Annotated in this window: 10 protein-coding genes and 1 pseudogene; all 11 read right to left on the reverse strand. The window is 66.3% G+C overall.

Annotated features, from left to right (window positions below):
* Positions 1 to 351: 351 nt before the first annotated feature.
* The 11 genes and pseudogenes from ABQ039_RS09195 to ABQ039_RS09245 all read right to left on the reverse strand — a co-directional run bounded on the left by ABQ039_RS09195 (position 352) and on the right by ABQ039_RS09245 (position 24,954).
* Complete coding sequence (locus ABQ039_RS09195; protein WP_184455820.1) at positions 352 to 2,610, reverse strand: methyl-accepting chemotaxis protein; 2,259 nt, start codon at positions 2,608 to 2,610, stop codon at positions 352 to 354.
* A gap of 633 nt (positions 2,611 to 3,243) precedes the next feature.
* Positions 3,244 to 5,718 (reverse strand): methyl-accepting chemotaxis protein, encoded by a 2,475-nt coding sequence (locus tag ABQ039_RS09200; RefSeq protein WP_349777832.1) that lies wholly within the window; start codon positions 5,716 to 5,718, stop codon positions 3,244 to 3,246.
* Between the two features lie 108 nt (positions 5,719 to 5,826).
* Positions 5,827 to 8,076 (reverse strand): methyl-accepting chemotaxis protein, encoded by a 2,250-nt coding sequence (locus ABQ039_RS09205; protein WP_349777831.1) that lies wholly within the window; start codon positions 8,074 to 8,076, stop codon positions 5,827 to 5,829.
* Between the two features lie 392 nt (positions 8,077 to 8,468).
* Positions 8,469 to 10,727, reverse strand: a complete 2,259-nt coding sequence (locus ABQ039_RS09210; protein ID WP_184610483.1) for a methyl-accepting chemotaxis protein — start codon at positions 10,725 to 10,727, stop codon at positions 8,469 to 8,471.
* A 224-nt stretch (positions 10,728 to 10,951) separates the two neighbouring features.
* Positions 10,952 to 13,312: a methyl-accepting chemotaxis protein gene (locus ABQ039_RS09215; RefSeq protein ID WP_184610480.1), complete on the reverse strand. Its 2,361-nt coding sequence runs from the start codon at positions 13,310 to 13,312 to the stop codon at positions 10,952 to 10,954.
* Between the two features lie 13 nt (positions 13,313 to 13,325).
* The gene (locus tag ABQ039_RS09220; RefSeq protein WP_102257021.1) at positions 13,326 to 14,087 is read right to left on the reverse strand and encodes a transporter; all 762 of its coding nucleotides are present in this window, start codon (positions 14,085 to 14,087) and stop codon (positions 13,326 to 13,328) included.
* 266 nt (positions 14,088 to 14,353) lie between these two features.
* A complete protein-coding gene (locus ABQ039_RS09225) occupies positions 14,354 to 17,146 on the reverse strand; it encodes a methyl-accepting chemotaxis protein (protein WP_349777830.1) in 2,793 nt (930 codons plus the stop codon).
* A gap of 50 nt (positions 17,147 to 17,196) precedes the next feature.
* A complete protein-coding gene (locus ABQ039_RS09230) occupies positions 17,197 to 19,374 on the reverse strand; it encodes a methyl-accepting chemotaxis protein (RefSeq protein ID WP_184612055.1) in 2,178 nt (725 codons plus the stop codon).
* A gap of 336 nt (positions 19,375 to 19,710) precedes the next feature.
* Complete coding sequence (locus ABQ039_RS09235; RefSeq protein WP_184612057.1) at positions 19,711 to 20,244, reverse strand: hypothetical protein; 534 nt, start codon at positions 20,242 to 20,244, stop codon at positions 19,711 to 19,713.
* 297 nt (positions 20,245 to 20,541) lie between these two features.
* Positions 20,542 to 22,686 (reverse strand): annotated as a pseudogene (locus tag ABQ039_RS09240) (methyl-accepting chemotaxis protein); the annotation flags it as partial.
* Between the two features lie 258 nt (positions 22,687 to 22,944).
* Complete coding sequence (locus tag ABQ039_RS09245) at positions 22,945 to 24,954, reverse strand: chemotaxis protein CheA (protein ID WP_065046977.1); 2,010 nt, start codon at positions 24,952 to 24,954, stop codon at positions 22,945 to 22,947.
* Positions 24,955 to 24,958 lie beyond the last annotated feature (4 nt).

Consider the following 24,958-nt stretch of genomic DNA (forward strand, 5'->3'; position numbering starts at 1 on the left):
ACTGCCATGTGTACAAGGGGTAGGGAATTGGTGGGGGTGTGTCAGGAATTCCCCTAGAAAACACACGTTGAACGCGGTTTTGGAGGCAACGCGAGAGAGTCCGGGATGCACGATGTGAAGTGCGATTTCACGCCGGACGCGGTGTATGCGGGCCTGCGGGCAGCTGGTATGGTGCGCACAACGCAAAACGGCACCGCGTGTGCGGTGCCGTTGTGAACCTACTGCAGATGCGGATTGCAGGGCCGGGTGCTCGAGCGTGGTGTCGAGCGTGTGGATCCCGCGCACCGTGCACGCCGGTTGCGACAACTGGCGTGCACTGCTGTCGATGTGCTGACAGTGCTTGCTGCCGGTTTAGAACTCCTGCCAGTCGCCCACGTCGTTTGCCGTTGCCGATGCACCCGCGGTGCTGCGGCGCACGGGCGCGGCCGTGCTGGCGCGGGCGATCGGGCGCGGTGTGCTGCGGGCATTGGCGGGCGCATTGGCAATGGCCGACAACTGGCGCGCCACCGGTGCGTGTTCGGCAACCTTGAACACGGCGACCGCTTCGGTGAGTTGCTGGGCCTGTTCTTCCATCGCCCGCGCGGCGGCGGTGGCTTCTTCCACCAGCGCGGCATTCTGCTGGGTGGTTTCGTCCATCTGGGTCACGGTCTGGTTGACCTGCTCGATGCCGGAGTACTGCTCCTGCGATGCAGAGGAAATCTCGCCCATGATGTTGGTGACGCGTTGCACGCTGGCAACGATTTCGGCCATGGTGGTGCCGGCCTGGTCGACCAGGGTGGCCCCCTGGGTGACCTTGTCGACCGAGTCGTCGATCAGGTGCTTGATCTCCTTGGCGGCACCGGCCGAGCGCTGTGCCAGTGTGCGTACTTCGCTGGCGACCACTGCAAAGCCGCGCCCCTGTTCGCCGGCACGCGCCGCTTCCACTGCGGCATTCAAAGCGAGGATATTGGTCTGGAAGGCGATGCCGTCGATCACGCTGATGATCTCGGCGATCTTCTTCGACGAGCTCTGGATGTCGGACATGGTGGTGACCACCTTGGCCACCACATCGCCGCCCTGCGACGCCACTGCGGCCGCGCCGATGGCGAGCTGGTTGGCCTGGCTGGCGTGTTCGGCATTCTGCTTGACGGTGGAGGTGAGCTCTTCCATCGAGGCGGCGGTTTCTTCCAGGTTGGCGGCCTGCTGCTCGGTGCGCTGCGACAGATCCTGGTTGCCGGAAGCGATTTCGCCCGAGGCCAGGCCGATCGCGTCGGCAGCGGTCTGGATGCGGCCCACGATGCCGGCCAGCTGTTCGGCGGTGGCGTTGGCGTCGTCGCGCATCTGTGCAAACACGCCCTGGTACTGGCCACTCATGCGTGCGGTGAGATCGCCGGCGGCGATCGACTGCAGCAGGCCGGACAGCGACTGCAGGTTGCCGTCGGCGGTGGCCATCAAGGTGTTGAGGCTTTCCACCATGATGCGGAAGTCGAACTGGAACTGCTCGGCATTGCCACGCGCGGTGAAGTCGCCGTTGGCGGCGGCCTGTGCCAGCTGCTTGATCTCGGCGTTCATCGTCGACAGGTTCAATTTGACCTGATTCATTGCCGTGGTGATGGCGGCTTTTTCGCCCGGCAGCTGCGGCATGTCTTCGCTCAGGTCACCGATCGCATAGCGCTCCACCAGGTGGATGGTCTGCATCTTGACCTTGATGTGCGCGGCGACCAGCTCGTTGGTGTCCTTGGCCATGCGGCCGAAATCGCCCGGGAAGGCGCCGGCATCCATGCGGAAGCTGATCTGGCCGTCATCGTGGCGCTTGGCCATGTCCAGCTGCGCGGTGATGAGGTTGCGCACCTGGCCCTGCATGCGATCCATGGCCTGCAACAGGCGGCCGGTTTCGTCGTTGGACTGCGTGCGTACGTCGTTGTCGAGATTGCCGTTGGCGATCGCTTCGGCGGCGCGGGTGGCCTGGGTCAACGGGCGCACCAGGCTGCGGGTGATCAGGAAGCCGAGCAGGGTACTGAACAGCACCACCGCCACGCCGCCGCCGATCAACAGCGCACGGCCGCGGGCCATTTCTGCCGTCGTGGCCACATAGGCTTCCTGGGTGCGCTGACGCTGCAGATCCGAATACTCCGTCAACGCATCCTGCCATTGCTGCGTGCCCGGTGCGGCCTTTTCCAGCAACAGCTTGAGTGCCTCATCAGCCTTGCCGGTCAGGCCCAGCTGCACGACGGTGTCCCTGGTCTCGCGGGCCTGCTCACTGGCAAGGTCGATCCGCTCGCGGATCTGGGTGGCCTGGGGCGAGGCCGAAAACGCATACAGCTTGCGGCGCGTGTCTTCGTAGCTCTTCAGCTGGTTCTTGATGATGGCGTAGAAGCGCAGATTGTCTTCTTGCGAGGTCGGCAACACGATGTTGCGCAACTGCACGGCGATGACCGAGGTGGCGTTGGTCATGTCCTGAGCGTACTGCATGATCGTGATGTTGCGGTTGACCACCGTGTCCATGCGATCGCGGGCCTGCGCCAATGTATGCAGGCCGGCGGCGACAAGTGCGCACGACAACAGGATCAGCGTGCCGAAGGCGAAGCTCAGGCGCTTGCCGACGTTGTACCGTTGAAGAAGAGCGATCATTTGGGGGTCTCAAGGCAGTGGGACAAGAAGGAACAAGACGCGTCGGGTTGACGCGTGGGCGATGCGCAGTGACGGCGCAGCAGGCAGGCATCCAGCCGATCCATCGCCCGGGCCGTAGCGCGGCCCGGGCGATTGCAAGGCAGGTAGGCGTGCCGTTGTAGGTAACGGCCAGCGGCTATGGCACTGAACTGGTCAGCCCCGCTGCGTATGGGTGGCCGTCACCGAAGTGACGCGCATGTGCACAAACGGCCGAAAAATGCTGATGGGAGCGCTATCAACGCGCCTGCCCGCATCGGCGGATTCACATCTGTCTCACCCCATCGGGCGCGATGCGAAACGCCAGGCGCGAGCATGGCCGGGTGCAAGACACCGGCGGATGTAGCAATCCACCCGGCGATGCGACCTTGTCGCACCCGCGCGTAGAAGCAGGGCTTGGCCTGCGCCAGGCATCGAACGTGCCCTGCGCCGTGTTGACGCGGCAGCGGCGATCTCATGCCGCTGCATTGGTTTGGATCAGATGCAGCGCATTCTTACGGAACAGGGGCTGTCACGTTGCACGAGGGCCCCGTGCGCCGGCCCGCAGGTGTGCGACAGACCGCGCGGCGCGCACACGCACATCCGCATGCGACCGCGTCACGCGGCGCGCACGAGCCTGGCCGGCCTGGCGAGGCCGTGCAGTTGGAACACCGACACCGCATCGCGCAACTGCTGCGCCTGTGCTTCCATCGCACGCGCGGCGGCAGTGGCTTCTTCCACCAGCGCGGCGTTCTGCTGGGTGGACTGGTCCATCTGCGCGATGGTCTGGCCGACCTGTTCGATACCCTGCGACTGCTGCTGCGAGGCTTCGCTGATCTCGTGCATGATCTCGGTGACGCCGCGCACCGAATCGACGATGTCCTGCATGGTGCGGCCGGCCTGGCTGACCAGCACATTGCCTTGCTCGACCCGGTTCACCGAATCGTCGATCAGCTGCTTGATCTCCTTGGCCGCGCCGGCCGAGCGCTGCGCCAGGGTACGTACCTCGGAGGCGACCACCGCAAAGCCGCGCCCCTGTTCGCCGGCGCGTGCAGCTTCCACCGCCGCATTCAAGGCCAGGATATTGGTCTGGAACGCGATGCCGTCGATGACCGAGATGATGTCGGCGATCTTGCGCGAGGCGGCCTGGATGCCGGCCATGGTGCCGACGACTTCGCCGACCACCGTGCCACCTTGCGCGGCCACCGCGGCGGCACCGACCACCAGCTGGTTGGCGCGCCGCGCATGCTCGGCGTTGTTGCGCACGGTGGAGGTGAGTTCCTCCATCGAGGCGGCGGTTTCTTCCAGGTTGGCGGCCTGCTGCTCGGTGCGCTGCGACAGGTCCTGGTTGCCGGCGGCAATCTCGCTGGCGGCATCGTTGATCGTGTCGGTGGACTGCTGGATGCGTCCGACGATATCGGCCAGTTGCACCACGGTGGCATTGGCATCGTCGCGCATCTGCGCGAATACGCCGTGGAAGTCGCCATGCATGCGGGTGGTGAGGTCGCCGGCGGCGATGGCCCGCAGCACGCTGGATAGCGCGCCCAGATTGCCATCGGCGGTGGCCATCAGCTGGTTGAGACTTTCCACCATGGCCAGGAAGTCGTGCTGGAAGCGCTGGGTATCGCCACGCACGCTGAAATCGCCGTTGGCCGCAGCCTGCGCCAGCAGCTTGATCTCGCTGTTCATCGCAGACAGGTTGCGCTTGACCGCGTCCATGGTGTCGCTGAACACGGCTTTTTCGCCGGGCAGGCGGTCCATGTCCTGGCTCAGGTCGCCGATGGCATAACGCGACATGATCTGGGCGAGTTTCATCTTCACCGCGATATGCGAGCCGACCAGGGCGTTGGTGTCGCGCACCATGGTGGCGTACGCGCCCGGGAAGGTCTCGGCGTCCATGCGATAACTGATCTGGCCGGCGTCGTGGCGCTGGGCCATCTCGCTCTGCGCGGCCAGCACGCGCTGCAGCTGCTCCTGCATCCGGCGCATGTTGTCGAGCAGCTGGCCGGTTTCATCGCGGCTGGGCGCGGCGATGCGCTCGCCGAGCTGGCCTTGCGCGATATTGGCGGCCACCACAGCGGCGCGGCGCACATTGCGGGTCAGCCGCGACAAGGTGTACCAGCCCATCGCTGCGATCAGCACCGCCAGCAGCGACAACCCGGCAATGGCCTGCCACATCGCGTTGCGGGCATCGGCCAGGTGGCGTTCGGACTGGCGCTGCAGGGCCTGCAGCGAGACGCTGCTGAGCGCCTGCATGGCTTGGCCGAGATCGTCGAGCGCAGCGTTCCATTGGGTGTCGGCGTTGGCGTCGCTGCCGTCCAGCGCGGTGCCGAGCGCGGCCAGCGCTGCGGTTGCACGCGTGGTTTCGGTCCTGGCGGCATCGGCCAGGGCGGGGTCGGGTTGTTCCAGCAGGCCCATCGCCTTGTCCAGCTCATGCCGGAAGCGCGCATGGCTGCGAGCCAACTGGCCGAGCTGTTCGCGCAGCATGGCGCGGCTGTCGGCCGCCTGTGACGGATCACTGGCCGCATCCAGGCGGGTCAGCGATTCGGTGGCATCGGGACTGTAGATCAGGGTGGCCACCACCAGGTGGTAGCTCTCGATATAGGGGGTATAGACCAGCTGGCTGTCGTCGCGCAAGGCGTCGAGCGCAGCAAATGCCTGCTCGCTGATCGCGGCGTAGCCGTCTGCAGCGGCGCTGGCGACGTGGCGCTGCTGCAGGCCCAGCAAGGCCTTCTGGCTGCGTTCGAAGCCCGGCATCGTGGCGGTGGTGGCCAGCAGGTGTTGCAGATCGCGATCGGCGCGCGCGGCCGCGGCTCCGGCGGCGTCACCGCTGTCGACGTGGGCGGCGTGCAGGTCGGTGATCAGGCCCAGCATCTGCCCAAGCGGCGCATAGCTGCGCAACTCGTTGCTGCTGATGGCCACACTTTCGTTGAGCTTGCCGCTGTACAGCAGTACCGGAATGACCAGGCCGGCCAAGGCCAGGATGCCGATCATGCCGAGTTTCTTGGCGATCGCCAGATCATCCCAGCGGCTGCTCCAGCGCTGGTGAGAGGGTGGGGCGGTCTGCGGCGACAGCACGGGCGAAGTGGTCATGGAGGATTCTCGTAGGCGTACGCAGCCTATCGGCCCATAACAGTTATGCCTTGAGCCGGTCGGCATCGATGCCGACCGGCTCCATTCAGACTGTCGTGCTCGCTTGGCTCAGAACTCCTGCCAGCTGGCGTCGTTGCTTGGCGCGGTGACCACGGCGCGCGGCTTGGACGCGGCGGTGCGTCCGGCCGCGACCACCTTGGCCTTCAGCGCGGGAGTCACCACCGGCCGCGGCGCGGCGGTGCGCACCGGCGCCAGGGCATTGGCGGCATCGGTCTTGAATACCGCCACCGCGTCGGTGAGCTGGGTGGCCTGGTCTTCCAGCGCACGTGCGGCGGCGGTAGCTTCTTCCACCAGCGCGGCGTTCTGCTGGGTGGCCTCGTCCATCTGGGTGACGGTCTGGTTGACCTGCTCGATGCCGGAGGACTGCTCCTGCGAGGCGGCGGAGATCTCGCCCATGATGTCGGTGACCCGCTGCACGCTGGACACGATCTCGCCCATGGTCTTGCCGGCGCTGTGCACCAGCACCGACCCTTCGGAGACACGCTGCACCGAGTCGTCGATCAGCCCCTTGATCTCCCTGGCGGCCGCGGAAGAGCGCTGCGCCAGCGTGCGCACTTCCGAGGCGACCACGGCAAAGCCGCGTCCCTGCTCGCCGGCGCGGGCGGCTTCCACCGCCGCGTTCAAGGCCAGGATGTTGGTCTGGAACGAGATGCCGTCGATGACCGAGATGATGTCGGCGATCTTCTTGGACGAGGCTTCGATGCCGCTCATCGTCTCGACCACCTTGCTGACGATCTCGCCGCCCTGCGAGGCCACGCCGGCCGCGCCGATGGCGAGCTGGTTGGCCTGGCGCGCGCTTTCGGCGTTCTGCTTGACGGTGGAGGTGAGCTCTTCCATCGAGGCGGCGGTTTCTTCCAGATTGGCGGCCTGCTGCTCGGTGCGCTGCGACAGATCCTGATTGCCGGCCGCGATCTCGCTGGCGGCGCCCTTGATCGACACCGCCGAGGCCTTGATGCCGCTGACGATCTCGGCCAGCTGCGTGGCCGTGGCATTGGCGTCGTCACGCATCTGCGCGAACACGCCGCGGAAGTCGCCGCTCATGCGTGCGGTGAGGTCGCCGGCGGCGATGGACTGCAGCAGGGTGGAGAGCGACTGCAGGTTGCCGTCGGCGGTGGACATCAGGTTGTTGAGGCTTTCCACCATCAGGCGGAAGTCGTACTGGAAGCGCTCGGCATCGCCGCGGGCGCTGAAGTCGCCGTTGGCCGCCGACAGTGCCAGGTGCTTGATCTCGGTATTCATTGCACCGAGATTGACCTTGACCTGCGCCATGGTCTCGCTGAGCACGGCCTTTTCGCCGGGCAGTTTTTCCATGTCTTCGGACAGGTCGCCGATCGCGTAGCGGCCCATGATCTGCGCCAGGCGCATCTTCACCGCGATGTGCGAGCCCACCAACGTGTTGGTGTCGTGCGCCATGCGGCCGTACTCGCCGGGGAAGGCGGTGGCATCGATGCGGAAGCTGATCTGGCCGTCGTCGTGGCGCTTGGCCATGTCGGTCTGCGCGGCGAGCAGGTTGCGCAACTGCAGCTGCATCTTGCTCATCGCCTTGAGCAGACGGCCGCTTTCGTCGTTGAATTGGGTGTCGACGTCGTTATCCAGTTTGCCGCCGGCAATCGATTCGGCTGCGCGGGTGGCCCGGCTCAGCGGCTGGGTGAGGCTGCGGGTGATCAGCAGGCCCAGCACGCCGCTCAGCAGCACCACCAGCAGCGAGCCGCCGATCAGCAGCTTGCGCGAGTCGTCCATGGATTGCAGTGCGACCGCAGAGGCCTCACCAGCCAGCTTGTCCTGCAGGGCGATGTTCTCGGCGATCTTGTCCTGCCATTGCTGCATCGCCGGCGCGGCCTGGGTCAGCAGCAAGGGCAGCGCCTCGTCGCTGTGGCCGGTCATGACCAGATCGATGACCTTGTCGTTCAGTGCCTTGACCACGGCGCGCCGGCGATCGATTTCTGCGCGGATCTCACGTCCCTGGTCAGACGGTGGAGTCGCATACAGCGCTTCGCGTGCCTTGGAGTAGTCGGCGCGCGCCGCCTGGATGAGCTCGATAAACTTGACATTATCTTCGTTGCTGGTGGGCAGCACCACGTTACGGATCTGCATCGCAATGACGGAATTGGCACTCATCATGGCGTGGGAGAGGCGGATCTTCTCCATGTTCTGATGCACCAGATGGTCCACCAGCGCGCGCGCGGAAGTCAGGCCGCGGTAACCGATAAAGGCAATGAGGCCGGATAAAACGATCAGGACAGCAAAAGCCGCCGCCAGCCGAGGTCCGACGTTGTAGCGTTGGAGAAGTGCAGTCATGACAGATCCTGGAAGGCTTTATGCGATGGATGGGAGCGACCGGATAATGCCAGCCCGTATTTTGCGTGACGTGTCGCTATACGCAGTAACGGCGCGCGGCCGCAGTGCTGAATACCTCGATATCAAAAAATATATAACCCGGTCAGGCTTGTGAGGAATATAAGTCGCCAGAGATGGATTTAATCGGTTTTTGTAATCGCTACCAGTGGAAATAATGCCGAACTCGACAGTTTGAATATTGCTACATAAGTAAAAGGTTATTTTAAAGCTGTTTTATTGCCTATCGGGTTGATGTGTCTTTTCAAAAGCGATGCGGCAATAAAAAAGCCGCGCTCCCAGGAGCGCGGCTTGTGTCTTTTACAGCGGCCAGTGCGCGGCCGCTGCGGCGTTTCCTAGAACTCGGCCCAATCCGACTCGTTGGACGGTGCCAGCGCCACTGCGGCGCGTGCAGCGGGCCTGCCGACCGGCGGCTTGGTCGCCGCTGCGCTGGCGGCAGTGGGCCGCTTGGCAGCGATCTGGCGCACCACTGGCGTGGCACGCGTCACCGCTTCCAGTTCGGCCGACAGGCGGAACAGGGCCACCGCTTCGGTGAGCTGCTGCGCCTGTTCTTCCATCGAACGCGCGGCGGCGGTGGCTTCTTCCACCAGCGCGGCGTTTTGCTGGGTGGCTTCGTCCATGTGGGTGACGGTCTGGTTGACCTGCTCGATGCCGGCCGACTGTTCCTGCGAGGCGGCGGAGATTTCGCTCATGATGTCGGTCACGCGCTGCACCGAGGAGACGATCTCGCTCATGGTGGTGCCGGCCTGGTTCACCAGCGCCGAGCCTTCGGCCACCTTGCTGACCGAGTCGTCGATCAGGCTCTTGATTTCCTTGGCGGCGCCGGCCGAGCGCTGCGCCAGCGTGCGCACTTCCGAGGCGACCACTGCAAAGCCGCGGCCCTGTTCGCCGGCACGCGCCGCTTCCACCGCCGCGTTCAAGGCCAGGATGTTGGTCTGGAACGCGATGCCGTCGATCACCGAGATGATCTCGGCGATCTTCTTGGACGAGGTCTGGATACCGGACATGGTGGTGACCACCTGGCCGACCACGCTGCCGCCATGCGAGGCCACATCGGCCGCGCCGATCGCCAGCTGGTTGGCCTGGCGTGCGTGCTCGGCATTCTGCTTGACGGTGGAGGTGAGCTCTTCCATCGAGGCAGCGGTTTCTTCCAGGTTGGCGGCCTGCTGTTCGGTGCGCTGCGACAGGTCCTGGTTGCCGGCGGCGATTTCGCCAGCGGCGGTGTTGATGGCCAGGGTGGAGTGCTTGATGCGCCCGACGATGTCGGTCAGGCGCTGGGTGGTGGCATTGGCATCGTCGCGCAGGCGCGCGAACACGCCGTGGAATTGCCCATCCATGCGTGCGGTCAGGTCGCCTTCGGCCACGGCGCCGAGCAGCTGCGACAGCTTGCCCAGGTTGCGGTCGCTGACCTCCATCATCGAGTTCAGGTCCGCCACCATCACTGCGAAGTCGTACTTGAAGCGCGCCGCGTCGCCGCGTGCGCTGAAATCGCCGGCCGCTGCGGCCTGCGCCAGCTGCTTGATCTCGGTGTTGATCGACAACAGGCTGGCCTTGGCGGCATCCATGGCTTCATGCAGGATGGCGCGGCTGGCCGGCAGACGGCGTGCGTCCTGGGTCAAATCGCCCTGTGCGTACTGGTTGAGGATGCGCACCGCATCGGTGATGGCATCCAGATGCTCGAAGATCATCGTGTTGATGCCAGTGGCCAGGGTGCCGTACACGCCGGGGAAATCCTCCGGCATGCGGTGGGTGATGTCTTCGGCCGCGTGCAGGTGCGACATGCGCGCGGTTTCGTCGCTGAAGCGGCGCAGCATCTGCGTCATGCTGCCGGTGGCGTCGAGCATCTGGCCGATTTCGTCCTTGCTGGTCTTGCTGACCTGCACGCTCAGATCGCCACGCGAGACCGCCTTGATGGCGCCCAGCGCCTTGGACAGCGGATTGGTGATGCTGCGTGCGATCAGCCAGCCGAAGGTTACCGACAGCGCCGCCATCAGCAGCGTGCCGATCAGCAATACCGCGCTGGTCAGCTTGAACGAGGCGTCGCTGGCCGCGACCATGTCGCTCAGGGCCTTGGATTGCTGTGCATACAGCTTGTCGACCGAGGCGAACAGTTCCTTGCGGATCTCGCCGGACTGCTTGCGCGAAAATTCCATCGCCGCAGCGCGGTCGGGTTCTGCATAGAGCTTGCGCAGCTGCTGGTTGGCGGCAAAGTAACGCGTGCTGGCATCGCTCAGCTTCGCGTATTCGGCCTGCAGCGGCGAGCCGGCGCCGATCTTGGCGTCCAGCAGCTTTTGCGTCTCGACGTACTTGGCCTGGATCTCGTCCATGCGTTTGAAGAACATCGCATAGCGTTCCGGATCGTCCAGATTGACGAACTGGCCCACTTCATAGACGCGGAATTCGCCGGCAAAGCCACGCAGCTCGGATAGACGGCTCAGCACCGGCACCACGTCCTGGTTGATCAGGGTGGTCTGCCGCTGCATCTGCTGCATGCGCGAAAAACCGAGCCCGCCAAGCAGGGCGGTCAACACGGCACTCAGGCAAAAGGCAAACATCAGTTTGCGGCGGATCGGCCAATCGTTGAACTTGTTCATCAGTAACTCCGGGGCATTGCGCAGGAACGCTCTCCAGCACGCTAGCGGCTGCCCGGCATGATTCTTTATCTTTGAAGGATGAACGGTGCGGCGGCCGGCTCGCGGATGCCGCGATCAGGCCGCCGGCAACGCAGCCGCGGCGGCCAGGGCGGGCAGGGCGGGCACGCCGGTGGCGCGGCCGCTGCGCGGGTGCGGCCCAGGCGTGGGCCGCCTGCACGCGTGGCTCAGAAGTCCTGCCACTGCCCGTCGTTGCCGCTGGCAAGCACCGGCGTGGTTGCCGGCTTGCGTGCAGCCGCTGCGCCGGGGCTGCGCTTGGGCGCAGCCACCGCCGCTGTGGCCGCCGGCGCTGCCGCCGCCGGCGCCGGCGCCGGCGCATCGGCAAGGGTGAAGCGCGACACCGCCTGGGCCAGCTGGCCGGCCTGGTCTTCCATGGTGCGCGCGGCGGCGGTGGCTTCTTCCACCAGCGCAGCGTTCTGCTGGGTGGCCTCGTCCATCTGGGTGATGGTGAGGTTGACCTGCTCGATGCCGGCCGACTGCTCCTGCGAGGCGGCGGCGATCTCGCCCATGATGTCGGTGACACGCTGCACGCTGGCCACGATGTCGGCCATGGTGGTGCCGGCCTGCTGCACCAGCACCGAGCCTTCGGCGACCTTGCTCACCGAGTCGTCGATCAGGTGCTTGATCTCCTTGGCCGCGCCGGCCGAGCGCTGCGCCAGCGTGCGTACTTCCGAGGCGACCACCGCAAAGCCGCGTCCCTGTTCGCCGGCACGCGCCGCTTCCACTGCTGCATTCAGGGCCAGGATATTGGTCTGGAAGGCGATGCCGTCGATGACGCTGATGATCTCGGCGATCTTCTTCGACGAGACCTCGATGCCGGACATGGTGGTGACCACCTTGGCCACCACCGCACCGCCTTGGGAGGCGACGCCGGCCGCGCCGATCACCAGCTGGTTGGCCTGGCGCGCGCTTTCGGCATTCTGCTTGACGGTGGAGGTCAGCTCCTCCATCGAGGCGGCGGTTTCTTCCAGATTGGCGGCCTGTTGTTCGGTGCGCTGCGACAGGTCGTTGTTGCCGGCGGCGATCTCGCTGGAAGCGGTGTGGATGCTGCCGGCGGCTTGCTGGATGCGTCCGATCACCAGTGCCAGCTGCTCGGCGGTGGTATTGGCATCGTCGCGCATGCGGGCAAACACGCCGTGGAAATCACCCTGCATGCGCGCGCTCAGGTCGCCATCGGCCAGTGCGCTGAGCAGGCGCGAGACCTCGGCGATGCTGACGGCGTTGGCATCGAGCAGGGCATTGAGCTGCTGCGCCAACTGCAGGAAGAAGCCTTGCTTGCCGGCGCTGTCGATGCGCCTGGACAGGTCGCCGGCCGCGGCGCTGCGCACCACATCGGCCACGTCGATTTCCACGCGTGCCTCGGCGGTGCGGTCGCGCCATTCGCAGACAAAGCCCAGATGCGCACCGGCCGGGTCGCGGATCGCCGAGACATCCTGGGTGATGCATGCCGCGCGGTACTGCACCTGGCGTTGCGCCGAATCCTGGCGATCCAGGCGTTGATAGATCTCCGCATCCTGCGCATTGCCTACTTCCAGCATGGACACCGATTGGCCAATCAGGTTGCTGGAGCGGTCGAACGCCGGCGCGCAGGCGTGGATGTCGTCGGCATAGGTCTGGAGCAAGGTCCGCAGCGCGGTGTTGGCGTAGATGATGGTCAGGTCCGGGTCGGCGATGTACATGCCGGTGGACGCGTTGTCGAGCGCGGTGCGGATGCGCAGGTTTTCCGCAGCGATGCTGCGCTCGCGCTCCAGGCGTTCGCGCAGGTCGCGCTGCATGCGCGCCAGTGCGGCCATCAGGCTGCGCGTGTGATGTGCGGCCACCGGAATGGGCTGGTCCAGGCGACCTTCGGCGATGTGCTGCGCAGCGCTCATGGCCAGCTGCGGCTCGCCGCCGAGCAGGCCGAACACCGAGCGCAGGATCCAGCCGGCGGCCAGTGCCAGGCAGACGAAGGCGAGCACCACCGCGCCGCCTTGCTGCCACATCACCCGGTGGCTGTCCTGTTCGGCCTTGAGCCGATTGGCCTTGTTCAAGGCCAGGATGCGCTCGCTGATCGCGCCCATGCGGGTTTCCAGCTCGGCGAACTTGGCGGTGAAGTCGGCGTAGGCCGCGCCGCTGTCGGCCTGCGTCTCGGCCAGGGTCATGACCTGGTCGGCCGCGCCGATATAGGCCTGCAATGCCGGTGCCGCCGCGTCCAGATCGCTGCGCAGTGCCGGGTCCAGCGGCAGTTTGCGGTTGGCCTGCAGCGCCTGACGAAACTCCGTGGCGTGTTCGCCCAGTGCGCTGCGTGCTTCTGCGATCGCGGCGGCGTCCTGGCGCGAGGCGGCCAGCAGGGCGGCAGTGACGTCGCCACGCAGGGCGTCGTGCATCATGTCGGCCTGCATGTGGTTGCGCAGCGCATCGGAGGAGATGACCTGTGCGGCGATCGCGTCGAGCAGGCCGCGCTGGCCGTTGTAGCCGACGCCGCCCAGCGCGAGCAGCGCCAACGCTGCCACCAGCACCAGGATCCCCAGCATATGCATGATTTTCATTGTGCGGCCTGTTTCAGAAGCGGAAAGACAGACCCACGCCGAGCGCGTGATCCGGTGAGCGATCGTTGAGGCCGCGGCTGTACACCGCATCCAGTTGCACATCGTTGCTCAGCAGCCAGGCCGAGCCGACGTCGAGCAGTGCCACGGTGCCGCCGTCCTCGCTGTTGGCGACCTGCGGCAATGCCACTTCCACGAAGGAGCGCACGCGCTCGTTCCAGGCCTTGCCCAGCACCGCACCGAAGATGCCGGCGGTGTAGCGGTTGCCTTGCCCATCGTCGTCCCACACCACGCCGGGCATCACTCCGGCCGAGAGGCTGTCGCTGAGCTCCCATTCGGCCACCAGCCGCAACGATGGCCGTGCACCGTGCCCACGCAGGGCGCGGGCGCCGCTGGGCAGGTCCACATGCAGCAGCCAGGCCAGCGAGGCCTTGCCGTCGTCGGACCCGGCAAGATGGTGCTTGACCCCGAGCGCCACATCGGACATGCCGCTCACCTTGGCCTCGCCGGGTGCGTCGATGCGCTGCCAACCGTCGGTTTCCAGCCGCAGTTCCCAGCTCTGGCCGAGGCCGTAGCGAAACAGCGTGGGCGTGGAATATCCGTCGACCGAGGCATCGCGCTCCCAGGCGACGCTGGTTTCCACCTGCAGCCGGCGGTCGCCGACGGTGAGGCTGGACTCGACGAAATCAGGACGGTCGGTGGCGATCGGATCTTCGGCGCGGGCATGGCCGACGACGCAACACAGCACAATACAGCTGGCAACAAGGCATGGCTTCATGGCAACCCCTGGAACGCGCGAATCTCCGGGCGCATGCGCGGGTCTGGCGACCGGGCACATGCGCTGCTGGACCGGCTGCTACGGTGGGGGCGCAGGCAGTCGATGTCTTCCTCGCTAACGGCAACGGCGGCTGAATCTTTAAGCGTGGCCGATGGCCGGAGCCGGGCAGGGGAACGCGGTCGCGTGTCAGGTCCGCGATAGGACGATGTGGATGTGCTTCATCCTGTGTCGGCAGCTGCGCGCGTGCGCAGCTGCCGACACCGCACTCAGAAATCCTGCCACTGGCTGTCGTTGCCGGCGACACTGCCGGGCGACTTGCGGGTGGGGGGACGCGGCGTCACCGCCGCACGTTTCTTGTCGGTCGGCGCCCGTGTGGATGGCGCAACCGCGCTGACCACCGGTCTGGCGGCAGGGGCAATCGCCGCCGGCCTGCCGGCATGGCTGAGCTTGAACACCGCCACCGCCTCGGTCAGCTGGCCGGCCTGTTCCTCCATCGCGCGTGCAGCGGCGGTGGCTTCTTCCACCAATGCCGCGTTTTGCTGGGTGGCCTCGTCCATCTGGGTCACGGTCAGGTTGACCTGCTCGATGCCGCTGGACTGCTCCTGCGAGGCGGCGGAGATCTCGCCCATGATGTCGGTGACGCGCTGCACGCTGGCGACGATCTCGGCCATGGTGGTGCCGGCCTGCTGCACCAGCGACGAGCCCTGCGCCACCTTGCCGACCGAATCGTCGATCAGGTGCTTGATCTCTTTCGCCGCACCGGCCGAGCGCTGCGCCAAGGTGCGCACTTCGCTGGCGACCACGGCGAAGCCGCGGCCTTGTTCGCCGGCACGCGCCGCTTCCACTGCCGCATTCAAGGCCAGGATATTGGTCTGGAACGCGATGCCGTCGATGACCGAGATGATCTCGGCGATCTTCTTCGACGAGACCTCGATGCCGGACATGGTGGTGACCACCTGCGCCACCACCGCGCCGCCATGCGAGGCGACATCGGCCGCGCCGATCGCCAGCTGGTTGGCCTGGCGTGCGTGCTCGGCGTTCTGCTTGACGGTGGAGGTCAGCTCCTCCATCGAGGCGGCGGTTTCTTCCAGGTTGGCGGCCTGTTGTTCGGTGCGTTGCGACAGGTCGCTGTTGCCGGCGGCGATCTCGCTGGCGGCCGCGTTGATCTGCGTGGCCGAGGTCTGGATGCCCGAGACGATGCCGGTGAGTTGCGCCACGGTGGCATTGGCATCGTCGCGCATGCGTGCGAACACGCCCTGGAACTGCCCGTCCATGCGCACGGTGAGGTCGCCCTCGGCCAGCGCGCTGAGCAGGCGGGAGATGCGCTCCAGGCCTTGCGAGGTGGTTTCCAGCAAGCCGTTGAGCTGACGGCCGAACTCCAGATAGAAGCCGCGCTTGTCGTCCAGCGCAAGACGCTGGCCGAAGTCGCCCATCAGGGCCGACTGCACCAGCGCGGCGACCTCTGCCTGCGTGCTGACTTCGGCACTGACATTGCGCCACAGCAGCATGCTGCCGCTGCGATGGCCGTCGGCGGCGTAGAGCGGGGTCATGGTCAGATCCAGCGTCACCGGGCCGAAGGTGTAGCGCTCCAGCGTGGTGGACTGCAGTTGCTGCAGGCGCTGCAACCGCGCCTTGCCCTCGGCATCGCTGCCGAACACGTAGTCCAGCGGTTTGCCGACCACCGCGTCGGCGCTGAAGCCCTGCTGGCCCTTGGCATGAAATGCCGCTTCGCCACCCTTGAACGAGGTGTGCAGCGCCTCGGTGATGAACACGGCAGTGTGCTGCTCGTCGGCCAGCAGCACTTCCATTTCCGAATGTTCCAGCGCGGTGCGGATGCGCAGGTTTTCGTTGGCGATCTGTGCGTCGCGTTCAATGCGCTGGCGCAGGTCGGTCTGCATGCGCTGCATGGCGCCCATCAGGCGGCCCACTTCGTCCTGGCGCTGCGCGGCAATCTGGTTGTCCAGCTTGCCGGAGGCAATCGCATCGGCCACCTTGGCCGCGGCGTCCAGCGGACCCACCACCTGCCGCCGCAACAGTACGAACAGCGCCAGGCTGAGCACCAGCGCCGAGCCCAGCCCGACCGCCAGAATAGTCCACAACAGGCGATGTGCCTGCTGCATGATCGCCGCATACGGCACCACCACGCCCAGCGCAAAACGCTCCTGCGCCTGGCCGATCTGCAACGGCACATAGGCGCTGACCATGCCGGCGGCATCCGGCGTGAAGTCCAGATAGTCCTTGCCGGCCCTGGTGGCCGCCAGCATCGCGCGATAGTCGGCGCCGTCGGCCGGCTTGCCGATCCGCGCAGCGTCGCGCGAGGCCAGAATCACCCCGGCGGGCGAGATCAGCTCGACGTAGCCGTCGTCCATCGGACGCAAGGCACTCAGGCGCTTCTGCAACGCGGCCAGGGCGAAATCCACCGATACCACGCCCACATACTTGCCCTGATCCCGGATGGGCGTGGACAAGGTGGTCATCAGCACCGGCTTGCCGCCGATCTGGTACTCGTAGGGGCCGGCCACGATCTGCCTGCCCAGCTCGCGCGGTTTGAGGTTCCAGTCGCCGTCGCCGGGTTTTTCGTAACCGACCAGGGGTTCGCGGATCAGCGATTGCCCGTTGTAGGCCCAGTAGGTCATGAAGCGGCCGGTATTGTCGTGACCCTCGGCATCGACATAGTCGCCGTCCTTGCCGTCGAAGGCCTGCGGCTCCCACAACGTGCCCATGCCCACCCATTCGGGATGGTTCTGCAACTGGTCGTGCACGATCGCCGACGCCGCCTCGCGGCTCACCCCGCCGTGCGCACGCTGCGCCAGCAAGGCGCTGGCGACCGACTGGCCGGTGGTGAACGCCTGCCCCAGCTCGCTGCCGATCTGCTCGGCCTGATAGCGTGCCGCGTTCTGCATCGTGGTCTGTGCCGAGGCGATCAGTGCGCGGCTGCTTTGCCAGTAGCTGATCGCCGCAGTGAGGCCGAAGCACAGCAACGCAGCGACGGCGGTGCCGAGCATCAGGCGATACGCAAGACTGCCGCCGGAGCGGGGTTGCGTGGGGGACGAGGGCATGGGCGTGGCTTCGAAGTGAGGGAGGGAGTGCGGGAACGATCTGGCAGTCATCAGCTGGCGACGCGCAAGGCCTCCGCGCGCGCGGCAGCGCGGCCGCTGCCGCGCTGCGCCGACGAGGCAGCGCTCACGCGGAAGCTGGATACCGCCTCGTCAAGCTGCTGCGCCTGCTGCTGCATGGCGTTGGCGGCGGCGGTGGCTTCTTCCACCAGCGCGGCGTTCTGCTGGGTGCTCTCGTCCATCTGGGTGACGGTGAGGTTGACCTGCTCGATGCCGGCCGATTGTTCCTGTGAGGCGGCGGAGATCTCGCTCATGATGTCGGTCACGCGCTGCACCGAGGACACGATGTCGGCCATGGTCTTGCCGGCCTGATCCACCAGTGCCGACCCCTGCGCCACCTTGCCGACCGAGTCGTCGATCAGGTGCTTGATCTCCTTGGCCGCGCCGGCCGACCGCTGCGCCAGCGTGCGTACTTCGCTGGCGACCACCGCAAAGCCGCGGCCCTGTTCGCCGGCACGCGCCGCTTCCACCGCTGCGTTCAAGGCCAGGATATTGGTCTGGAAGGCGATGCCGTCGATGACCGAGATGATCTCGGCGATCTTCCTGGACGAGGTCTGGATGCCGGACATGGTGTCCACCACCTGGCTGACCACCTGGCCGCCCTGCGAGGCCACCGAGGCGGCACCGATCGCCAGCTGGTTGGCCTGGCGCGCGTGCTCGGCGTTCTGCTTGACGGTGGCGGTGAGCTCCTCCATCGAGGCGGCGGTTTCTTCCAGGTTGGCGGCCTGCTGCTCGGTACGCTGCGACAGGTCGTTGTTGCCGGCGGCGATCTCGCTGGCCGACCCGGTGATGGCACCGGCGGCCTGCTGGATGCGCCCGACGATGCCGGCCAGCTGCGTGGCCGTGGTGTTGGCGTCATCGCGCATGCGTGCGAACACGCCGTGGAACTGACCGTCCATGCGCGCGGTGAGGTCGCCCTCGGCCAGCGCGGCCAGCAGCTCGGACAGCTTGCCCAGGTTGCGGTCGCTGACTTCCATCATCGCGTTGAGGTCGTTGATCATGCGCGCCGAGTCGTGCTTGAAGCGCGTGGCATCGCCGCGCTGGCTGAAGTCGCCATTGGCCGCGGCCTGGGCCAGGCGCTTGATCTCGGTGTTGATCGCCAGCAGGCTGGCCTTGGCCGCATCCATCGCTTCGTGCAGCACCGCACGCGTGCCGGGCAGGCGCGCGGCGTCGCGCGACAGGTCGCCTTGCGCGTACTCGTTGAGGATGCCGATCGCATCGATGATGGCGTCCAGGTGTTCGAAGATCATCGTATTGATGCCGCCGGCCAGCTCGCCGTAGACACCGGGGAAATCGGTGGGCATACGGTGGCCGACGTCTTCGCCGGCGTGCATGTGCACCATCACCTTGGTCTGCGCGGAGAAGCGCTCCAGCGTCTGCACCATGTCGTCGGTGGCCTTGAGCATCTGGCCGATTTCATCGCTGCCGTGCTGTGCGGTGCGCACGCTCAGGTCGCCACGCGCCACGCCCTTGATGGCGGCGAGCGCACGCGACACCGGCTCCAGGATCGAATTGCCGATCAGCCAGCCCACCAGCAGGTTGAGCAGCACCAGCACGCCGCCGGCCAGGGTGACGACGCCGGTGAAGGCCAGCGCCTGCGACTGGGTGTCGTCCAGATATACGCCGGTGCCGATCACCCAGCCCCACGGCTTGTACAGCGCGGCGTACGAGGTCTTCTGCACCGGCTCTTTTTCGCCGGGTTTGGCCCAGGCGTAATCGACGTAGCCGCCGCCGGCCTGCGCCGCAGCGACGAAGGCCGGGAAAATCCGTTTGCCGTCCGGGCTCAGCACATCGTTGAGCGGCTTGCCGTTGAGATCCGGGCGGATGGGGTGCATCAGCATCACCGGCGTCTGGTCGGTGACGTAGATGTAATCCACGCCGCCACGTGCGCGCATGGTGGACAAGGTGTGCAGCGCGGCTTTCTTGGCGCTGTCCACGTCCATCTCGCCCTTCTCGGCGCGCTCGGCGTAGCCATTGACCACCGCAATCGCCATCTCGATCTGGCTCTTGAGCCCGTCGCGGCGCGTATCGGTGAGATCCACGTATTGCATGCGGGCGGCGATCACCGCCAGCGCGATGATGCCCAGCGCCACCAGTGCGGTCTGCGCCAGAAACTTGCGCTTCAGCGGAACGTTGGCCAGCGTGTTTGCAATCGTGGTCTTGAAGGTCATGGCAGGTATCCAGCAAAGGAATGTGACCGGGATAAGTCGAATAGCGACCTAATCCCCAAAATGTTGAGCACTGCGCGACAGCCGGTCCGACGGCGGCTTTTCAGCGGTTTTCGAGGCGGCGGTAGCTGTACGCCGGGCATGTCATCCGATTGCCGGGGCCGTGCGGCGATTGCGCGCACCCGTGCGCGCAGGGCATGCGGCACCGGGATCAGCCGGGCAGGGCAGGATGCACGCGCACCTGCGTGGCAGGCCGCGTGGTTTGGCGCAGCGCAGGGCTGGCTAACCGGGAATGCTGCAACGCCGCTGCGGCCACCGGGCTCGCAGCGCGGGCAGTGCTCAGTTGCGTTGCGTGTTGCCCACGCTGGCTACCGACTGCTGCAGTGTCTGCAGTTCGGTCCACAGCAGTTGGCGCGTGTCGCCGGCATGGCCCAGCGACAGGGCCTGCGCAGACTGCAGGTCGCCATCGTGCAGGGCGCGATTGGCCTGCCGATGTTGCGCCAGGTAGTGACCCAACTGCTGCTGCACCAGCGCGAACTGGCGCGCCTGTTCGCCCTGCGGCGCGCTGGCCTGGAAGTAGCCCGCATGCCGTGCAATGCGTTGACGCAGGTTGCCCAGGCGCTCGTCATAGGCCTCGATGCGGGCAGGGTCGTGCGCTGCGGCAAGCTGCGCCCGCTGGTCGTCGCGCAACTGCACCAGGTCGATGGCCAGCGACTGCAGCGCGTTCATCGGCACGTTGTCCAGCAGGACCGAGACCGGCGCGGCCGGCGCTGCGAAGGACGGCGGCAATGAGACGCTGGCAGCCAGCAGTGCGACGGCGAACACCGAGCCCAGCATGTGGCGGGCAGAGCGTGGTGAGTTGACGGTAGGCATGCGGACTTCCTTGGACGTAGCGCGGGCCAGGCAGCCCTCATTGCTCCTGGTATCGGCCGCCGAAGCTTGTGCTTGATCACCTTTCGACCAACGGCAGCATTGCCTGGCGATCGCAGGGGTGGTCTGGTGCGTCCGTGAGTCGCTGCCGCATGGCAAAACGCCCCGACAGGATCGGGGCGTTTCGGGTGTCGATGTAGAGGTGCCAGACCCGACAGCGCGGTTGCTTGTTACCGCGCACGACAGTGGCATGCAGTCCCTGGGGAGGGGACGAAGGCAGCCTCGTTTGGCTTAAACCACGGCCAGATGCCGCGGGGCGGGTTGGCGGCTTGCCGGCGACAGCGCAGCATGCGGCTGGATCTTGAAGATCGCCACCGCATCGGACAGCTGGCCAGCCTGTGTTTCCATCGTGCGCGCAGCGGCGGTGGCTTCCTCCACCAATGCCGCGTTCTGCTGGGTGGCCTCGTCCATCTGGGTCACGGTCAGGTTGACCTGTTCGATGCCGGCCGACTGCTCCTGCGAGGCGGCGGAGATTTCGCCCATGATGTCGGTCACGCGCTGCACCGAAGACACGATGTCGGCCATGGTCTTGCCGGCCTGATCCACCAAGGCCGAGCCCTGCGCCACCTTGCCGACCGAATCGTCGATCAGCTGCTTGATTTCCTTGGCCGCACCGGCCGAGCGCTGCGCCAGCGTGCGTACTTCCGAGGCGACCACGGCGAACCCGCGCCCCTGTTCGCCGGCACGCGCCGCCTCCACCGCCGCGTTCAAGGCCAGGATATTGGTCTGGAAGGCGATACCGTCGATGACGCTGATGATGTCGGCGATCTTCTTGGAAGACACCTCGATCCCGGACATGGTGGTGACCACCTGTGCGACCACGCTGCCGCCTTGCGAGGCCACTGCGGCGGCGCCGATCGCCAGCTGGTTGGCCTGGCGCGCATGCTCGGCGTTTTGCCGCACGGTGGAGGTGAGCTCTTCCATCGAGGCGGCGGTTTCTTCCAGGTTGGCCGCCTGCTGCTCGGTGCGCTGCGACAGGTCCTGGTTGCCGGCAGCGATGTCGCTGGCGGCCGAATTGATCGAGCCGGCGGCCTGCTGGATGCGCCCGACGATGCTGGCCAGTTGCTCGGTGGTGGCGTTGGCATCGTCGCGCATCTGGGCGAAGACGCCGTTGAACTGGCCGTGCATGCGTGCGGTCAGGTCGCCGGCGGCAATCGCCTGCAACAGCGTCGACAGGGAGCGCAGGTTGGCATCGGCGGTGGCCATCAGCTGATTGAGGCTGTCCACCATCGCGTGGAAATCGTACTGGAAACGCTGCGCATCGCCGCGCACGCTGAAGTCGCCGTTTGCAGCGGCCTGTGCGAGCAGCCTGATCTCGCTGTTCATCGCCGACAGGTTGTGCTTGACCGTATCCATGGTCTGGCTGAGCACGGCTTTTTCGCCGGGCAGGCGGTCCATGTCCTGGCTCAGATCGCCGACTGCATAGCGCGACATGATCTGCGCCAGCTTCATCTTCACCGCGATATGCGAGCCGACCAGACTGTTGGTGTCGTGCACCATGGTGCCGTAATCGCCCGGAAATGCGCTTTGATCCATGCGGTAGCTGATCTCGCCGGCCTCGTGGCGTTGCGCCATTTCCGATTGCGCCGCCAACACTGCCTGCAGTTGTCGCTGCATGTCCTGCATGCTGCGCAGCAGCTGGCCCGCTTCGTCGCGGCTGTCGACATGGATGGCGTTATCCAGCTTGCCTTGGGCGATGGCGCCGGCCACCCGCGTGGCGCGACCGAGCGGCCCGGCGATGCTACGGGCGATGAACCAGCCTGCGGACGCGGCCAGCAGCACCGCCAGCGTCATCGCTGCGAGCATGATGCGCACCGAGGTTTGATACGCCGCTTCGGCCATGGCGATTTCGGCATTCATCTGCGCGGTATTGAACTTGGTCAGCTCCACCAGCTTGGCGAACAGATCCCGACGTGCGGGGCGCGACTGCTCGTCGGACACGGTGTTGGCGGTGACCAGGTCGCCGGCACGCACGGCTGCGCCAAGCGCCGCGTTGGCCTTGTAGTAGTCGGCGAGCTTCTGCTTGACCGCCTCGTACAGCTCGGCCTCCTTGCCCGGCTGCGTGGTCCTGGCATACGCAGTCTGCGCGATCTCGACCTCGCTGCGGGCCTTGTCCATGCGCTCGAAGTAGTTCTGCACCGCCTTCGGGTCGTCTGCGTGCGCAAGTTGCGCGAGCTCGTAGGTGCGGAATTCGCCAAGCAGCGCGCGCATTTCGCTGAGCTGTTGCACCGCCGGTGCCCAGGTATAGCCGATCTCGCGCAGCAGATGCGCACTGGATTGCATGCGTGTCAGCGCGAATACGCCGAGGCTGAGCGTGATCAGGACGGTAATGGAAAAGGCAACGGCGAGCTTGCGGGCAACGGCGAGATTGCGGAACCAGTTCATCGAAGTCATCTCGTGCGTACAGAGATCAATGGGCAGCGTTGGCGTCTGCAAGCGGGCAGACGCGCCAGGACGGTCGCTGAGTCGGACATGGCCGCGGGCCAGGACACCCCGCGGGTCGTGCCCTGCCGCGCGGGTTCGGCGCTGCCGGCGGGCCCCAGACCGCCGGAAACATCACACCATGGTGTTGGATGTGTTGCAGGTGTTACAGGTATTGCAGGCGTTGCGATGCGGCGTCCGTGCCGCAGTTGTTGTACTGACTCAGGCGGCCTGCGGCACGCGCAGCGAGCGCACCAGCCCACCGATGTCCACGATCAGCGAGACCCGGCCATCGCCCAGGATGGTGGCGCCGGACACGCCCGGGATGCGGCGATAGTTGTTCTCGATGTTCTTGACCACCACCTGTTGCTGGCCGAGCAGTTCGTCCACTTCCAGCGCGATCTTCTGGCCATCGCCTTCGACCACCACCACCAGCGGTTCCTGCGAGGACTGCTGCCCGCCGAAGCCGTAGTAATCGGTGAGCGACAGGATCGGCAGGTATTCGCCGCGCACCCGCAGCACCCGGCCGTCGCCGGCCATCGAGCGGATGTCTTCCGGTGCCGGCTGCAGTGCTTCGAGCACATAGGCCAGCGGCAGGATCAGGGTTTCGCCGGCCACCGAGACAGTCATGCCGTCGAGGATGGCCAGGGTCAGCGGCAGGCGGATCAGCACGCGGGTACCGCTGCCGGCATTGCTTTCCAGCTGCACTTCGCCACCCAGGCCCTGGATGTTGCGGCGGACCACGTCCATGCCCACGCCACGGCCGGACAGGTCGGTGACGGCATCGGCGGTGGAGAAGCCCGGTGCGAAGATCAGGTCCCACACCTGCGCATCGGTCGGGTTGTCCGGCACGGCGATGCCGCGTTCGGCGGCTTTTTCCAGGATCTTGGCGCGATTGAGGCCACGGCCGTCGTCGCTGACTTCGATCACGATATGACCACCCTGGTGCGAGGCCGCCAAGGTGATCGTGCCGGTCTCGTCCTTGCCGGAGGCGCGACGCGCATCGGGCATTTCCAGACCGTGGTCGATCGAGTTGCGCACCAGGTGCACCAACGGATCGGCAATCTTTTCGATCAGGCCCTTGTCCAGCTCGGTGCCTTCGCCGATGGTGCGCAGGCGCACCTGCTTGCCGAGGCGGCTGGAGAGGTCGCGGACCAAGCGCGGGAAGCGGCGGAATACCGCATCCACCGGCAGCATGCGCACGCCGATGACCGCTTCCTGCAGGTCGCGGGTATTGCGTTCGAGCAGATCCAGGCCGGCGAACAGCTGTTCGGCATGCGCCGGATCCAGGCCGGTGGAGACCTGCTTGAGCATGGCCTGGGTGATGACCAGCTCGCCGACCAGATTGATCAATGCATCGACCTTGTCGACGCTGACGCGGATCGAGGTTTCTGCTTCGGCAGCGGCGGCCTTGGCCGGCGTGGCAGCAGCAGCGGCCGCAGGTTCGGCAGCAGCGGCAGGTGCCGCAGCGACAGCGACCGGCGCCGCGACAGTGGCTTCGACGGCCAGGCTCGGCGGCGGGCCGGGCACCGCCATCGGGCGGATGTCCAGCTCGCAATCGTCCACCACCCAGGCGAAGGTGTCTTCGATCTTGCTGCGCGGAATCTTGCCGATCAGGCCCAGATCCCAGGCCAGGTAGGCTTCCAGCGGGTCGATGTTCTCAAAGCCCGGCATGCGCTCCAGGCGTGCGGCAATCTGCAGCGGGCCCAGGTGCTCGAGCTCACGGATGATGCGCAGCGGGTCGTTGCCGCTCATGAACAGCGACGGCGCCGGGGTGAACCCGATATGCCAGGCCTCGGGTTCTTCTTCCTTCGGCTTGGCGACCGCCGCGGCGGTCGGCGCTTCGCCGGCCAGCACGGCGTTCAAACGGGTATGCACGGCCTTGACCGCGGCCGGGTCGGCCGGGGTGCCGTGTTCGGCTTCGCGCAGCAGGGCGCGCAGCACGTCGACCGAGCCAAGCATGGCATCGACCGCATTGGGTTCGAGCTGGCGCTTGTTGGAGCGCAGCTCGTCCAGCAGCGTCTCCAGCACGTGGGTCAGGCCGGCGACGGCTTCGAAACCGAAGGTGGCCGCGCCGCCCTTGATCGAGTGCGCGGCGCGGAACACCGAGTTGATGATTTCCGGGTCGCGGTTGCCCTCTTCAAGGGACAACAGCCCGGCCTCCATCGCGTCCAGCCCTTCGCGGCTTTCCTCGAAAAAGGTGGCGTGGAAACGTTGCAGGTCCATGCTCATGGGC

The organism is Xanthomonas sp. WHRI 6108, assembly GCF_040202385.2.
Lineage (GTDB): Bacteria > Pseudomonadota > Gammaproteobacteria > Xanthomonadales > Xanthomonadaceae > Xanthomonas > Xanthomonas arboricola.